Origin of the sequence: Allobosea rubneri, assembly GCF_032464875.1 — a bacterium.
Classification (GTDB): domain Bacteria; phylum Pseudomonadota; class Alphaproteobacteria; order Rhizobiales; family Beijerinckiaceae; genus Allobosea; species Allobosea rubneri.
The window spans coordinates 53,702-68,230 of sequence record NZ_JAWDID010000001.1 but is presented as its reverse complement, the minus strand read 5'-3'; the positions used below and the strand labels follow the sequence as shown (position 1 = coordinate 68,230).

The following is a 14,529-nucleotide window of genomic DNA, read 5'->3' as shown; positions in this document are numbered from 1 at the left end:
TGGTCGGGTCGGTTGTTCAAACCAGCTCCGCCGCACGCAGGCAGCGCACTTCGTGATCGGGCGCGATCTCGCCCAGCGCCGGCGTCGGCGGCTTTCGGCAGATGTCGCGCACTTCCGGGCAGCGCGGATGGAAGCGGCAGCCGGAAGGCGGCTCGAGCGGGTTCGGCAGCTCGCCGGAGATCTTGACGCCCGGCCGCTCGCCGAACGGGTCGGGAATCGCCGCGATCAGTGCGCGCGTATAGGGGTGGCGCGGGGCGGTGAAGATCGTGTGCCAGCCGCCAGTCTCGACGATGCGGCCGAGATACATCACCGCGACGCGGTCGCTCATATGCTCGACCACGCCGAGATCATGGCTGATCATGATGTAGGAGAGCTCCATCGTCTCCTTCAGCTCGAGCAGCAGGTTGATGATCTGCGCCCGGATCGAGACGTCGAGCGCCGAGACAGGCTCGTCGAGCACCACGATCTTCGGCTTCAGGATCAGCGCCCGGGCGATGCCGATGCGCTGGCGCTGGCCGCCGGAGAATTCATGCGGATAGCGCGCTGCCTGCTCGGGCCGCAGGCCGACATGGCGCAGCATCTCCTCGATCCGGCCGTCGACCTCGGCCTTGTCCGTGATCCCGTGCAGGCGCAGCGGGTCTTCCAGCGTCCGGCGCACGGTCTGGCGCGGATTGAGCGACGAGTACGGGTCCTGGAAGACCATCTGCACGATGCGGGCCCGCGCCTTGCGGTCGACGCCGGGCGCGGCGATGTCGACGCCGTCGAGCAGCACGCGCCCGCGCGTCGGCGCCTGAAGGCCGAGGATCGAGAGCGCCAGCGTCGACTTCCCGCAGCCGGATTCGCCGACCAGCCCGAGGCATTCGCCCTTCCTGAGATGGAGGTCGACGCCGTCGACGGCATGGACGGTGCGCCGCTTGCCGCCGAGCAGACCGCCGCCGAGCGGAAAATGCACGGCGAGGTCCTCGACCCTCAGGATCATCTGGTCGGTCTCAGGCATGGTGGTGGCACCTCACCCTGCCGCCGCGCGGTAGCGCAGTCTCTTCGGGGTCTTCCGCGATGCAGATCTCGGTCCTTGCCTGGCAGCGCGGGTTGAAGCGGCAGCCCTCGGGGAAGGCGGTGACCGCCGGCACGACGCCGGAGATCTCCTTCAGCCGGCTGCGGCCATGGCTCGCTCTGGCGCCGAGCAAAGGCAGCGAGGCGACGAGCCCGCCAGTGTAGGGATGACTCGGCGCGCGGAAGACCTCCTGCGCCGCCCGTTCCTCGACCAGGCGGCCGGCATACATCACGCCGACGCGGGCGCACATATTGGCGATCAGGCCGAGGTCATGGCTGATCATCAGCACGGCCGTGCCCTGCGCGGCCGAGAGGTCGCGGATCAGCTCCAGAATTTCGGCCTGCACGGTGACGTCGAGCGCGGTCGTCGGCTCGTCGGCGAGCAGGAGGTCCGGCCGGCAGGCGAGGGCGATCGCGATCATGACGCGCTGGCGCATGCCGCCGGAGAGCTGGTGCGGGTAGTCCTTCACCCGCCGGTCCGGGGCGGGCACGCGGACATTGGCGAGCGCCTCGACCGCCTTGCGCTCGGCCTCGTGCCAGGTCGCGCCCTTGTGCAGCACGAACATCTCGGCGATCTGGCGGCCGACCGGCGAGAGCGGGTTCAGCGCCGTCATCGGCTCCTGGAAGATCATCGAGATCGCATTGCCGCGCAGCTTGCGCATTTCGCTGCCGGGCAGGTTCTGAATCTCGCGGCCCTTGAACAGGATACGCCCGCCGCCGAAGGCGAGCGGCGCGCGCAAGAGGCCGATCAGGGCGAGCGCCGTGATGCTCTTGCCGCAGCCGGACTCGCCGACCAGGCCGAAGGTCTCGCCGCGGCCGATGCTGAAGCTCACGTCCTTGACCGCGCCGAAACGGCGACTGCCGACGACGAGGTCGAGCCTGAGATTCTCGACCTTGAGGAGCGCTTCGTCGCTCATGCCGTGCGCGCCCGCGATTGCGGATCGAGCACGTCGCGCAGGCCGTCGCCGAGCAGGTTGAGGCCGAGCACGGTCATGAAGATGGCGAGCCCCGGGAAGATCGAGATCCAGGGCGCGGTGGTGATCTGGTCGCGGGCGTCCGAGAGCATCGAGCCCCAGCTCGGGAAGGGCGGGCGGATGCCGAGGCCGAGGAAGGAGAGCGAGGCTTCGGCCAGCACGGCGCCGCCCATGCCCAGCGTGCCGATGACGATGATCGGTCCGAGGATATTGGGCAGGATCTGGGTCAGCATGATCCGGATGTCGCCATAGCCCAGCACCTTGGCTGCCTGGACATAGCCCTGGCTCTTGAGTGATAGCGCCGAGGCCCGCGACAGCCGGCAGGTATAGGACCAGTTGGTCAGCCCGAGCGCGATCAGCAGGCTGGTCAGCCCCGGCGTCAGGATCGCCATGATCGCCAGCGCGAAGATCAGCGAGGGGATCGCCAGCATCAGATTGGTCAGCCCGTTGACGAAATCGTCCCACCAGCCACCCCAATAGGCGGCGGAAAGGCCGAGGCAGACCCCGATGACCGTGTTGATCAGTTGCGAGACGATGCCGACGGTCAGCGAGATCCGGGCGCCGTAGAGCACGCGGCTGTAGATGTCGCGCCCCTGCGCGTCGGTTCCGAACCAGAATTCGCTGCCGGGCGCGACCTCGGCATTCATCAGATTGGCGTCCATCACCGGGTCGGTATGGGCGAGGAAGGGGGCGAGCGCGCCGGCGACGACCACGGTCGCGAACAGCGCTCCCCCGATCACGAGATTGGCTCTGAGCTTCATCGCAGGCCTCAGCTGTAGCGGATGCGGGGGTCGATGATCGCGGCGAGCACGTCGACCAGCATGTTCACGACCAGGAAGAACAGCACGATCACCAGGATGCAGCCCTGAACCACCGGGATGTCGCGCAGCGAGACGCTGTCGACCAGGAGCGAGCCGAGGCCCGGCCAGGCGAAGAGCTTCTCGATCACCACCGCCTGGCCGATCACCGAACCGAATTGCAGGCCGACCGTGGTCAGGACGATGACGAGCGCGTTGCGGGCGAGATGCCATTGCACGACGCGGCGCTCGCTCATGCCCTTGGCCCGGGCGGTGCGCACGAAATCGGCGTTCATGATCTCGAGCACCGCGGCGCGCGTGGTGCGGGCGAGCAGCGCCAGCGGCGCGACCCCGAGCGCGATCGAGGGCAGGATCAGGTTGCGCAGCGCCCCGTCGCCATAGCCGAAGCTCGGCAGCCAGCCGAGCTGCAGCGCGAAGAGATACATCAGCATCAGGCCGAGCCAGAATTTCGGAAGGGACAGGCCGGAGACGGCCGTCACCATCGAGACGGTGTCGACGACGCCGCCGGGCCGCAACGCCGCGAGGAAGCCTAGCGGTACGCCGATCAGGATCGCGAACATCATCGAGGCGAAGGCGAGCTGCATGGTCGGCCAGAGCCGCTCGCCGATCAGCGTCCAGACCGGTTGGCGGGTCCGGAACGAGGTGCCGAGATCGAGCATGGCGAGCTTGCCGACATAGTTCGCGAAGCGCGTCGCCAGCGGCTGGTCGAGGCCGAACTGACGGTTCATCCGCTCGACCGCTTCGGCGTCCATGACGGCGCGGCCATCGGAGATCTGGGTCGAGGCGAAATTGCCGGGAATGACGCTGAACAGCAGGAAGATCAGGCCCGCGACGGCGAGCAGGATCGGGATCGCCTGCAGCAGGCGCCGGAAGACGAATTGCAGCATGCCGGGTTCCTGGGCCGGTTCCGCTCGGATCGGGTAGATCCGGGCGGCAAGGCGCTTGCTGGCGGGTGTCCGGCGGCATTGGCGCCGCCGGACATGCGCGCAGGTTCGGTCTACTTCGCCGCCGGCGAGGAGGCGTCGACCCAGAGCTCGTCATATTGCTGCAGGGCGAGCTCGGTCGAGTTGGGCTGCAGGCCCTTCAGCCAGGGCTGATAGGCCATCACGGCCTTGTTGTAGTTGAAGAACCACACCGGTGCGTCGTCATAGATGATCGCATTGGCCTTCTTCAGCAGATCGTTCCGCTTGGCCGGATCGTCGGTGTTGCTGGCCTCGTCGATCAGCTTGTCGACCTCCGGATTCTTGTAGGTCGTGTAGTTGCAGGCGCTCTGCGGCGTCGCGGAGTGGTAGCACTTCAGGATGGTCAGCGGGTCCGGCCCGGAGGTGTTCGACCAGATATAGGCCTGGAAGTCGCCTTTCTGGACCGTGCCGCCGAGCGCCGAGCCCTCGATCGGCTTGATCTTCACCTTGACGCCGACCTTGGCCAGCATGGGGATGACCGCCTCGACGATCGGCACGCCCCAGCTCTCGTTCGGCGTTGCCGTCCATTCGAACTCGAAGCCGTCGGGATAGCCGGCCTCGGTCAGGAGCTTCTTCGCCTTGTCGGAATCGAAGGCGTAGGGCTTCATCTCCTTGTCATAGGCCGGCGAGGAGAGCGGCAGCCAGCCGGTGGCGCGGTAGGCCTTGTCGCGAACCAGGCGCTTGATGATCAGCTCGGAATCGATCGCGTGGTTGATCGCCTGACGCACGCGCTTGTCGGAGAAGGGCTTGAAGGTGGGGTTCATGCCCATATTGCGGGTGAAGACCTCGGCGACCTCGAAGATGCCCTTCGACAGGTTGGGGTCGGCCCGGTAGGCGACATACTGCGTCGGCCCGAGGATCGAGACGTCGATCTCCTTGTTGCGGAAGGCGATGTCGCGCGAGGCGGCCTCGCCCATCGGCGAGATCACCACCTTGTCGGCATAGGGCTTGCCGGGCTTGAAGTACTTCTCCCACCGGTCGAGCACCATGCGCGAGCCCGGCACGTGCTCGACGAACTTGAACGGGCCGAGGCCGATCGGCTTGTTGAAGAAATCGGGCTCCTGCGCTTCCTTCGCCGGATAGATCGCGGTCTGGCCGTAATAGAGGAAGAAGCCTGGATCGGCCTTCTCGACGAGCGTCATCTCGATGGTCTGGTCGTCGACCTTCTTCAGGCCGGAGATCTCCTTGGCCTGGCCCTTCTCGACCTCGACCGCGCCCTTGATGCGCCGGATATGGCGGGCACCGGGATAGCTCTTCGAGCCGTCCATGATGCGCGTATAGCTCCAGATGATGTCGTCGGCCGTCATCTTGCGGCCATTGTGGAAGATCGCGTCGTCGCGCAGCTTGTAGGTCCAGGTCAGCCCGTCCGCCGACTTGCTGACGGCGGTCGCGAGCTCCAGCTCCGGCTTGTTCTCCGCCGCGTTCCAGCGATAGAGCGAGCGGTGCAGCGCATAGGTGTAGATCTCGTCCTGGATCTGCGGCGAGACATGGCTGTCATTGCTGGTGAAGGACGTCGCATAGGGCGCGGTGAAGCGGATCGTGCCGCCCCGGCGCGGCTGTTCCTGCGCCTGCACGGTGAAGGCCGCCAGCGTCAGCGCGGTCGTCAGAAACCATTTGTTCAACACGTAGAATCCTCCCAAATTCGGTTGAAATCGCGGCGGGCTTGCCGGTTTTCCGGCTTGGTGCCCGCTTCTTGCACGAACCATTTGTATACGAACCATAGCTGGCTTTCGGCCGCTGTCTCCCCCTTCTCTTTGCGGAGCGCCGTCAGCCGGCGCTTGCGCGGTCGTAGACGATCTCGCCACCGCGGATGGTGAGGTCGCAGCGCGTATCCTTGAGGATATCCTCCGGCGAGGCAGCAAGAAGATCGCGCGAGAACACCGCGACATCGGCGAGGAAGCCCGGTGCCAGCTTGCCCTTCACCGTCTCCTGCTTCTGCGAGAAGGCGCCATATTCGGTGTAGGCCTGCAGCGCTTCCTCGATCGAGACGCGCTGTCCGGCATCCATCACGGTGCCGCGCCAGGTCTGCCGGGTCAGCATGGTGTGGAAGTTCGGGAACGGGTTCGGGTCGCAGACTGGCGCGTCGCTGCCGGTCGCCGGCTTCAGGCCAAGGTCGAACCAGGTCCGGAATGGATAGCTCGGCAGCGCCCGCTCCTCGCCGAGCACCTTGACGTAGGCGTCGCCGAAATCATGGATGAAGACCTGCTGCGGGCAGGGATAGATCCCGGCCTTGACCATCCGCTCATGCTGCTGCGGCGTCGAGAAGCCGCAATGCTCGACGCGGTGGCGCCGGTCGGGATCGGGATAGGCCGCCAGAGCCTTCTCATAGGCGGTGATCAATTGCTCGATCGCCGCATCGCCGATCGCATGGCAGGCAAGCTGGTAGCCCTTGGCATGGGCATCCAGCACCTGGCGTTCGAGATCCTCGTTCGAGAGCATCTGCACGCCAGTGGTCTTGTCCTCGCCGAGATAGGGCTCGCTCATCCAGGCGGTGCGCCCGCCGGCGGAGCCATCGAGGAAGATCTTGACCGCGCCGACCATCAGCATCTCGTCGCCGGTGCCGGAGATCAGCCCGGCGGCATGGCATTGCGGCACAATCGAGCGGCCCTCGTCGCCGAGCAAGGCGAGCCAGGTCCTGACCGGCAGGCGCCCGTCGCGCTTGGCGCGATGGTAGGCGGCGATCTCGCCGAAGCCGCCCTTCTGGCCGACGGCGGCATCCATGCAGGAGGTGATGCCGAGCGAGAGCAGGTAATGGCCGCCGCGCTCGATGCCGGAGACGAGGTCTTCCTCCGTCGGCGGCGGGATCACCGCCGTGACGGGCGCGCGGGCATTCTCTGCGAGCAGGCCGGTGAGCTTGCCGTTCTGCTGCTCGATCAGCCCGCCCGGCGGGGTCGGTGAGGCCTCGTCGATGCCGGCGAGCTTGAGCGCCAGCGAGTTGCAGATCGAGATATGGCCGCAGGTCCTGACCAGCATCACCGGATTGTCCGGCGAGGCTCGGTCGAGCTCCTCGCGCCGGGGATGCCGGCCGGTGTCGAGCTTGGTCTGGTCATAGCCGCGCGCCAGCACCCATTCGCCGGGTTTCAGCCGCGCGGCGCGGGCGGCGATCTCTGCGAGCAGGGCTGCCAGCGTCGGCGCATTGGCCGGGCGGGCATCGACCCAGTCCATGGTCATGCCGAGCGAGATCAGGTGCAGATGGGAATCGTTCAGCCCCGGCGTCGCCAGCCGGCCGGCGAGGTCGATGATCTTGGTCTGCGCTCCGGTGAGACCGGCGATCTCGGCTTCGCTGCCGGCGGCCAGGACCTTGTCGCCCCAGATCGCCAGCGCCTCGACGACGCCTTCCTCTCGGCCGCACCAGATTGGCCCGCCACGCAGCACGATGTCCGCCTTGACGCTCATGCGTCGGCTCCCGCCGCCAGCCTGCTCCCGATCGCCTTCATGCCTTCCTCCGTCTTGTCGCCGCCGGCGCTTCACGGCCGGTCGGCATGAAACCTTGCAGCCTGCTCAGATGTCGTCCAGCGGGAAGATCGGCCGGCGCACCTTGCGATAAGGCCGATCCTTGAAGTTGCGGGTCGAGAGCGCGCCGCTGTCGACCTCCAGCACTTCGCGGGCGATCGGCTCGAAGGCGGCGCGGAAATGCTGCATCGACTTGACGATCAGGGTCGACTTCCGCGTCGGCTCGACGCCGAGCGAGGTGAACTGTGCCGTATCGGTCGCCTGGCCGTTATGGGTGATGACGATGATCTCGACATCGTCGACGCGCAGCAGGGCCGAGAGCCCGTAATTGCGCCAGACGCCGCCGCCCATCGGCCCGTAGCAGATGAAGTGCCCGTCGGTGAGCGCCACGACATGGGCGTCGAGGTCGAGCGGCGCGCCACCAGTGTTCGGGTCGACCTTGCCGCCGAGCTTCAGCTTCACCCGGTTGCCGACGCCGGCGGCCTGCGCCGCGAGCGCCGCTTCCGGATCGCGGATCGCATGGAAGCCGACATTCTTGAGGCCCGCGTCGAGCACGGCGCGCAGCAGGTTGGTCGCGTCGCCATAGGCGCCGGAGCCCGGATTGTCGGAATAGTCGGAGATCACCAGCGGCTTGCCGCCGGCCTCCGGCCCGAGCGTGCCTTCGCCCGCCTTGGCCTTGGCCATCGCTTCTTTCAGCGGCGCGAAATGGATCGAGGAGAAGCGCCGCTGCTCCCAGGCATAGTCCATCAACTCCTCGGCGATGGCCTGCGCCTTGCCGCGATCGTCATGAGTTACGGCGATGGAGGGGCCGATATCGTGCACGTCGGCGGAGGAGAAGCCGGCCTGCACGCTGACCACGAGCGCGTCCCCAGCCGCCTCCAGCTCATCGCCACGGCGCAGCAGCTCCTTGAACGGTGGCGAGGTCGTGCGCCCGCCATCGAGCGCATAGAGGATCGGCCGCCGCGCCACGGCGACGCGCGGCTTGATCTCGCCCTGCATCGCCCGCTCCAGCAGTTCGGCCGCCTGCCAGGTCCGCTCGTACTGGTCGATATGTGGATAGGTCCGGTAGGAGATCAGCGCGTTGGCGTTGTCGGCCATGAGTTGCGTCAGCGTCGCGTGCAGATCGAGCACTGCGACCACCGGCACATCCTCACCGACCTTGGCGCGGATGCGCTTCAGCAATTCGCCTTCGCCATCGTCCGAGCTTTCGGTCGCCATCGCGCCGTGGAGATGCAGCAGCACGCCGTCCAGCCCCTCGCAGGCGGAAAGGATCATGCCGGCAAAGACGTCGAAGGCTGCGTCGGTGACACGGCCTGAGGGGTTAGCTCCGGTGACGAGCGGATGGACGAGGCTCCAGCCGAATTTCTCGGCGGCTTCGAAGGCGGCGCCCATCGAGGTGCGCGTACCCTGGAAGGCGGCGGGCACCTCATTGTCGCGGAAGACGCCATGATGGCGGAAGACGGCCTCATCGGTGAGCTGAACACTGAAGGTGTTCGTCTCGTGCATGAATTCCGCGATCAGAACGCGCTTGGCCATTCCGGTTTCGTCCCCCCTGGAACTATTTTTCTTTTTGTAGCGTGGGCCCGGGCCGTTGCCAGCCCGAACCCGTCATGTTTCCCCAGCGTTCCCCACGCTTGCGAGCTTGCGTCGATTATGCTTCGCGCGCCTCAGGCGGCGCAGGCCGCGTCCAGCTGCTGGCCGACATCCTCGGCGCGGGCATAGGCGCGGCCGAAGCGGTTGGCGAGGAAGGCGTCGAGGCCGATATCCTCCTGCTTGACGAAGCCCTTCTGCGGCAGCTTGCCCTGGGCCAGCAGGTCGAGCACGGCGCAGATGCCGGAGGCGGTGGTGATCTGGATGGCGGAGCGCATCTTGCCGCCGACCACGGCGCTGTAGACCTTGTTGGCGTAGGTCTGCTGGGTCAGCCGGCCGTTCATCCTGCCGCTGACGGTGACGAAGATCACGACCACGTCCTGCAGCGTGCTCGGCAGGGCGTTCTCGAAAATATCCTTCAGCACGTCGCGGCGGTCGGCGAGGCGCAGATCCTGCAGCAGCGCCTTCATGATCGCGCAATGGCCGGGATAGCGGATGGTGCGGTAATTCAGCGTGCGGACCTTGCCGGCCAGCGTGTCGCAGAGCGTGCCGAGCCCGCCCGAGGTGTTGAAGGCCTCGTAGGTGATGCCGTCGAGCGAGAACTCTTCGCGTTCCTCCATCGCCGGGACGAGGATGCGCTCGCCGTTGACGATCGCCTCGCAGGGCTCGCAATACTCGTTGATGACCCCGTCCGTGCTCCAGGTCAGATTGTAGTTCAGCGCGTTGGACGGGTATTGCGGCAGGGCGCCGACACGAAGGCGCAGACTGTCGAGCTGCTCGAAATCGCGCGCGAGATCTGCGGCGACGATCGAGATGAAGCCGGGCGCCAGGCCGCATTGCGGGATCAGTGCTGCCTTGGCATCGAGCGCGAGCTCCTTGACCCGGCGGGTCGAGGCGACGTCCTCGGTCAGGTCGAGATAGTGCACGCCGAGCTCGGCCGCCGCTTCGGCGATGCGCGTCGTCAGGTCGTAGGGGGCGGCGCTGAGCACGGCGAACTGGCCGGCAAGCGCCTGCCGCAGCGCGGCGGGATCGGTGATGTCGAGCTTGCGGGTCGCGAGCGCGGCGCCGGCCGGGATCGCCGCGAGCTGTTCCTCGGAACGGTCCGCCACGGTGACCCGGTAATCTCCGGTGGCGACCAGCAGGTCGGCGATGGTCGCGCCGATCTTGCCGGCGCCGATGACGACGACGTTCTTCATGAGACTTCTCCTAACGAATTTCGGTGCCAAGCTTGGCCGGTGCCTTCGTCAGATAGAAGTAGGCTTCGCGACGATTCATATGGGAATTTTCGGCGATACGCCGTAAGCTATGCGCATTATGCCGATAGACCAGACCGACCGACAGCTCCTGATCCTGCTGACCGAGAACGCCCGCGCGCCGGTGGCCGAGCTCGGCCGCAAGCTCGGGCTCTCCCGCACGACGGTGCAAAGCCGGATCGAGCGGCTGGAGCGCCGCGGCGTGATCGGCGGCTATACGGCGCGGCTGTCGGAGGATTACGAGAAGGGCCAGGTCAAGGCCCATATCCTGATCACGGCGGTGACCAAGCTCGCCGCCAAGGTCGAGGCCGAGCTGCGCCGGATTCCGGAAGTGCGCACGCTGCATTCGGTCAGCGGGCATTTCGATATGATCGCCGTGGTGGTCGCGCCGTCGATCGGCGAGCTCGACGCGCTGATCGACCGGATCGGTGCGCTCGACGGCGTCGAGCGCACCATGTCCTCGATCATTCTCTCGACCAGGATCGAGCGGTAGGCTGGCCCGGCCGACCTGGCTGCCTCAGCGCTCGATCATCTTGTTCCAGCGGCTGTTCCACTCGGGCCGCTTCGCATTGATCGCGTCCCAGTCGAGCGTCACCGCGGTCTTCATATTGGCGTGGAAGGTCTCGAGCTTCTTCTCGGCTTCCGGCGTCGAGGCCTTGGCCTTGGTGTTGGACGGCACGATGTTGCCGGCGGCCAGGGCCTTGGACTGCGCCTCGGCCGAGAGCAGGTAGGCGGCGAGCTTCTGGGCGAGCTCCGGCTCGGAATTGTTGGCGATCACGCACTGTGCGACCATCAGCACGACTGAACCTTCCTTGGGCTGGGCGTATTCGACGCCGATGCCCTTCTCCTTCAGCGTCGAGATCGCCGTCGGCGTCAGCGGGAAGATCGCGGCCTCGCCGGTCTGCGCCATTTCGGCGATCTTGGCCGAGCTCGGGATGAACTCGAGCACGTTCTTGCCGATCGTGTCGCGGAACTTGCTGAAGCCCGGCTCGACATTGGCCTCGGTGCCGCCCTGGATGCGATTGAACATCAGGAAGGCGTGCAGGCCGAAGGAGGAGGCCGAGGCCGACTGAAACACGACCTTGCCCTTGTACTTCGGGTCGGCGAGATCCATCCACGAGGTCGGCGCGGCCCAGCCCTTCTCGTCAAACAGCTTCTTGTTGTAGCCGAGTCCGGTCATGCCGAGGTCGATGCCGACGGCCATGTCGTCCTTCATGCGGGTGCCGGGCGCGAGCTCGGCCATTTCCGGGCCGCTCTTCAGCTTCTCGCAGAGGCCGCCGCCGATGGCGCGGACCATGACGCCGTCATCGAGGAAGATGACGTGCATCTGCGGCTTGTCCTTGGCCGCGGTCGCCTTGGCGAGGATGTCGGAGGAGGTGCCGGGCACGACCACGACCTTGACGTTGTTGGCCTTCTCGAACTCCGGGAAGACCGACTGGGTGAAGGTCTTCTCGAAATTGCCGCCGTTCATGCCGACATAGAGCGTCTTGGTCTGGGCGCTGGCGGCGCCGGCTGCTGTAAGCGCGAGGGCGCCGACGCCGGCCGCCAGGATGCTGCGATAGCTCGTCATGATCTGATCTCCCCTGCTTGGTTTGGCTCTTGGTTTTGCCCCGCACCCGAGCCAGCGTCGGTGCGGGCGGAAGTTGCTGCGAAGCGGCCGATCGAGAAGGCCGCGATCGGCGTCTGGGTCTGCCCATCGCGGACGAGCTCGGCGAGCACCTCGCCGACCCCCGGCGCGATCTGGAAGCCGGCGCCGGTGAAGCCGAAGGCGTGGATCAGGCCCGGCGTCGTCAGGCTCGGGCCGATCACCGGGTTCCGGTCGGGCATCGCGCCTTCCGTGCCGCTCCAGAACCGGATCGCCTGGACATGGCGCAGCCCCGGAAACAGGGCGGCGGCATTGTTCATGATCGCCAGCGCGCCTTCGCCGCGCGGCCGCGAGAAGTCGGCATTCGCCAGCGGCAGGGCGCGCTCGCCGCCGACCACGAGATTGCCGCGCTCGACCTGGCGGGCATAGATGCCGCCGCCTTCCATGCCGATGTTGACCGACATCACCTTTTCCGTCGGCTCGGTGACGACCATGGACGGGTAGATGCGTGTGAGCGGCACAGGCTCGCCGAAGCTCTCGGCGAAAGGCCCTGCCCAGGCGCCGGCGCAGTTGAGGACGAAGCGCGAAGCGAGCGAAAGACCCTCGCCCGCTTCGAGCGCGAAACCCTCGCCGCGGCGCGCGACGCCTCGGACCGGAGTGTTCTCCAGCACATGCACGCCGGCGCGCCGGGCGGCGGCGGCAAAGCCGGTCGAGACGAGCCGCGGATTGGCATGGCCGTCGCCGGCGCAGAACGAGCCGCCGACGACGCCGTCGCCGATCCAGCCGAAGCGTTCGCGCAGGCCGTTATGGCCGATCAGTTCGAGATCGAGGCCCTGCTCGGCGGTTTCGCCGGCATAGGCTTCGAGCGTCGCCATGTCGGCCTCGTTGCGGGCGAGCTTGAGATGGCCGGAGCGCAGGAATTCGCCATCGATCCCGATCAGCGCCTGGAGCTTGGGCCAAACCGCATGGGCGCGCTGCGACAGCGGCAATTGCTCGATCGGACGGCCCTGACGGCGCACCCCGCCATAGTTCACGCCCGAGGCCTGCGCGCCGCAATAGCCCTTGTCGAGCAGGGCGACGGAAAAGCCCATTCCGCGCAGCGCCAGCGCGGCCGAAGAGCCGACCAGCCCACCGCCGATGATCGCGACATCGATCGAGAGATGCCTGCTCATTCCGCCGCCTCGCGATGGGCATCGAGCGCCAGCGTCAGCGGGATCGGCTTGACCGGCGCCTGGCTGCGCAGGCGCCCGATCGCCGCAAGCTCGCGCCCGGTCTCATGCGCCAGCAATTCGGCGGCGGCGGCGCCGCAGATGCGGCCCTGGCAGCGGCCCATGCCGATGCGGCTGACTGCCTTCAGCCGGTTGAGCTCGTGCACGCCGAAGCCGGCGATGGCGCGGCGGACCTCGCCGGCGCGGATCTCCTCGCAGCGGCAGAGGGTGGTGTCGTCGGCGATCGCCGTCGCCCAATGCGCGGGGAAGGGGAAGGCGGCTTCCAGCACCGCGCGGAAGCGGCCGATGCGCGCCAGTTCGGTTTCCAGAGCCTGCGACCGGGCCGCGTCATGCGGCAGGCCACGATCCTCCAGCAAGGCCAGCGCCGCCCGCTCGCCCGCTCGCTCGGCTGCGTCGGCGCCGGCGATGCCGGCACCGTCTCCGGCGAGATAGACGCCGGGCATGCTGGTGCGCCCTGCCGCGTCGCGCTCAGGCAGGAAGGCGCGGTCGCGCTCATTGAAGGCGAAGCGGCAGCCGGCGAGATCGGCGAGCTGGGTTTCCGAGCGCAGCGCGAGGCCGTAGCCGATACCATCGCAGGGGAGGCGGCGTTCGCTGTCCGCAGCGCCCCAGCCGACGCCTTCGACCCGGTCGCCGCCGAGAATCCGGACATTCCGGACGTCGTAATGCAGTGCGACCCCGGCAAGCCTGAGCTCGGCCGTCATCCGCAGGCCGCGCAGCACGATCTCCGGAAAGAGCGGCAAGCCGCGCAGAAGGTCGAGCTTGGCGGAGAAGGGGGCGGTGTCGAGCAGGGCCGCGACCGCGACGCCGGCCTTCATGTACTGCCATGCGACGAGATAAAGCAGTGGCCCCGAGCCGAGGAAGACGATCCTGCTGCCGATCGCGCAGCCCTGGCTCTTCAGCGCGATCTGCGCGCCACCGAGGGTGAAGACACCCGGCAGCGTCCAGCCGGGGATCGGCAGGATGCGGTCGGTCGCGCCGGTGGCGAGGACGAGCCCGTCATAGGCGACCTGCCGGCTCGTGCCTTCGACCATGATGTCGGCGCGGCCGTCGCGCAGGTTCCAGAGCAGGGATTGCGGCCAGTAGTCGAGCCGTCCCGCCAGCGCCGCGAAATCGCGATGCAGAGCCTCCGCCTTCACCGCCTCCGAGCCGTAGAGATCACGACTGCTGCGGCCATCCGGCACCAGCCGCTGGCGATAGATCTGGCCGCCGCAGGCGGGCGCTTCGTCTACGACGAGCGGGCGCAGGCCGGCCGCGACCAGCGCCTGCGCGGCGCGGATGCCGGCGGGGCCGGCGCCGACGATCAGCGGCTGCGGGCGCTCGCTCATGCTGCCCTCCGATGGCCTGTGACGATGCGCATGCCGGCGACGAGCGCCGTCGAGCAGGCGCGCAGGCGCTCGCCGCTCTCGAGCGCGACCCAGCAATCCTGGCAGGCGCCCATCTGGCAGAAGCCGGCGCGCGGCTCGCCGGAGAAGTCGCTGGTGCGCAGATGCTCGCGCTGCGCCAGGATCGCGGTCAGCAGCGTGTCGCCCTCGCGGCCTTCGCAGGGCGCGCCGTCGAGGACGAAGCCGATCGGCCGGTGGTCCTTGCGGGCGATGCGGTGCAGCAGCGGCAT

13 protein-coding genes are annotated in these 14,529 nt (G+C 67.5%); 1 reads left to right on the top strand and 12 read right to left on the bottom strand.

Annotation, left to right across the window (positions count from 1 at the left end):
- Positions 1 to 16: 16 nt before the first annotated feature.
- From RKE40_RS00320 to RKE40_RS00285, 8 genes are all read right to left on the bottom strand, one after another.
- Positions 17 to 997: an ABC transporter ATP-binding protein gene (locus RKE40_RS00320; protein WP_316016255.1), complete on the bottom strand. Its 981-nt coding sequence runs from the start codon at positions 995 to 997 to the stop codon at positions 17 to 19.
- Positions 990 to 1,970 (bottom strand): ABC transporter ATP-binding protein, encoded by a 981-nt coding sequence (locus tag RKE40_RS00315; protein ID WP_316016254.1) that lies wholly within the window; start codon positions 1,968 to 1,970, stop codon positions 990 to 992. Before RKE40_RS00315 ends, RKE40_RS00320 begins: the two co-directional genes overlap by 8 nt.
- On the bottom strand, positions 1,967 to 2,788 hold the full coding sequence (locus RKE40_RS00310; protein WP_316016253.1) for an ABC transporter permease: 822 nt from the start codon (positions 2,786 to 2,788) through the stop codon (positions 1,967 to 1,969). The genes RKE40_RS00315 and RKE40_RS00310 overlap by 4 nt, the downstream gene beginning before the upstream one ends.
- A gap of 8 nt (positions 2,789 to 2,796) precedes the next feature.
- Complete coding sequence (locus RKE40_RS00305) at positions 2,797 to 3,732, bottom strand: ABC transporter permease (protein ID WP_316016252.1); 936 nt, start codon at positions 3,730 to 3,732, stop codon at positions 2,797 to 2,799.
- Positions 3,733 to 3,842: 110 nt separating this feature from the next.
- Complete coding sequence (locus RKE40_RS00300; protein ID WP_316016454.1) at positions 3,843 to 5,429, bottom strand: ABC transporter substrate-binding protein; 1,587 nt, start codon at positions 5,427 to 5,429, stop codon at positions 3,843 to 3,845.
- Positions 5,430 to 5,574: 145 nt separating this feature from the next.
- Positions 5,575 to 7,203, bottom strand: a complete 1,629-nt coding sequence (locus tag RKE40_RS00295) for an amidohydrolase (protein WP_316016251.1) — start codon at positions 7,201 to 7,203, stop codon at positions 5,575 to 5,577.
- A 105-nt stretch (positions 7,204 to 7,308) separates the two neighbouring features.
- Positions 7,309 to 8,796, bottom strand: coding sequence for a M81 family metallopeptidase (locus RKE40_RS00290; protein ID WP_316016250.1), 1,488 nt, complete (start codon positions 8,794 to 8,796; stop codon positions 7,309 to 7,311).
- Between the two features lie 131 nt (positions 8,797 to 8,927).
- Positions 8,928 to 10,076: a saccharopine dehydrogenase family protein gene (locus RKE40_RS00285; protein WP_316016249.1), complete on the bottom strand. Its 1,149-nt coding sequence runs from the start codon at positions 10,074 to 10,076 to the stop codon at positions 8,928 to 8,930.
- 88 nt (positions 10,077 to 10,164) lie between these two features.
- On the opposite strand from RKE40_RS00285, the gene RKE40_RS00280 reads away from it, so the two are divergent.
- Positions 10,165 to 10,596 carry an Lrp/AsnC family transcriptional regulator gene (locus RKE40_RS00280; RefSeq protein WP_066478608.1) on the top strand — a complete coding sequence of 144 codons (432 nt, stop codon included), beginning with the start codon at positions 10,165 to 10,167 and terminating at the stop codon, positions 10,594 to 10,596.
- 24 nt (positions 10,597 to 10,620) lie between these two features.
- Here RKE40_RS00280 and RKE40_RS00275 read toward each other — a convergent pair whose 3' ends face one another.
- The 4 genes from RKE40_RS00275 to RKE40_RS00260 are packed head-to-tail and all read right to left on the bottom strand — an operon-like array spanning position 10,621 to position 14,529.
- Entirely contained in the window at positions 10,621 to 11,673 is a 1,053-nt protein-coding gene (locus RKE40_RS00275; protein WP_316016248.1) for a polyamine ABC transporter substrate-binding protein, read from the bottom strand.
- Positions 11,670 to 12,860 (bottom strand): NAD(P)/FAD-dependent oxidoreductase, encoded by a 1,191-nt coding sequence (locus RKE40_RS00270; protein ID WP_316016247.1) that lies wholly within the window; start codon positions 12,858 to 12,860, stop codon positions 11,670 to 11,672. Before RKE40_RS00270 ends, RKE40_RS00275 begins: the two co-directional genes overlap by 4 nt.
- Entirely contained in the window at positions 12,857 to 14,242 is a 1,386-nt protein-coding gene (locus RKE40_RS00265) for an FAD/NAD(P)-dependent oxidoreductase (RefSeq protein ID WP_316016246.1), read from the bottom strand. Before RKE40_RS00265 ends, RKE40_RS00270 begins: the two co-directional genes overlap by 4 nt.
- A complete protein-coding gene (locus RKE40_RS00260; protein ID WP_316016245.1) occupies positions 14,239 to 14,529 on the bottom strand; it encodes a (2Fe-2S)-binding protein in 291 nt (96 codons plus the stop codon). Before RKE40_RS00260 ends, RKE40_RS00265 begins: the two co-directional genes overlap by 4 nt.

Bases quoted from the DNA above. Each gene is read 5' to 3' on its own strand.
- RKE40_RS00320 (WP_316016255.1), bottom strand. From the start codon at position 997: ATGCCTGAGACCGACCAGATGATCCTGAGGGTCGAGGACCTCGCCGTG.
- RKE40_RS00315 (WP_316016254.1), bottom strand. From the start codon at position 1,970: ATGAGCGACGAAGCGCTCCTCAAGGTCGAGAATCTCAGGCTCGACCTC.
- RKE40_RS00290 (WP_316016250.1), bottom strand. From the start codon at position 8,796: ATGGCCAAGCGCGTTCTGATCGCGGAATTCATGCACGAGACGAACACC.
- RKE40_RS00275 (WP_316016248.1), bottom strand. From the start codon at position 11,673: ATGACGAGCTATCGCAGCATCCTGGCGGCCGGCGTCGGCGCCCTCGCG.
- RKE40_RS00280 (WP_066478608.1), top strand. From the start codon at position 10,165: ATGCCGATAGACCAGACCGACCGACAGCTCCTGATCCTGCTGACCGAG.
- RKE40_RS00305 (WP_316016252.1), bottom strand. From the start codon at position 3,732: ATGCTGCAATTCGTCTTCCGGCGCCTGCTGCAGGCGATCCCGATCCTG.
- RKE40_RS00270 (WP_316016247.1), bottom strand. From the start codon at position 12,860: ATGAGCAGGCATCTCTCGATCGATGTCGCGATCATCGGCGGTGGGCTG.
- RKE40_RS00265 (WP_316016246.1), bottom strand. From the start codon at position 14,242: ATGAGCGAGCGCCCGCAGCCGCTGATCGTCGGCGCCGGCCCCGCCGGC.
- RKE40_RS00310 (WP_316016253.1), bottom strand. From the start codon at position 2,788: ATGAAGCTCAGAGCCAATCTCGTGATCGGGGGAGCGCTGTTCGCGACC.
- RKE40_RS00295 (WP_316016251.1), bottom strand. From the start codon at position 7,203: ATGAGCGTCAAGGCGGACATCGTGCTGCGTGGCGGGCCAATCTGGTGC.
- RKE40_RS00260 (WP_316016245.1), bottom strand. From the start codon at position 14,529: ATGCCGCTGCTGCACCGCATCGCCCGCAAGGACCACCGGCCGATCGGC.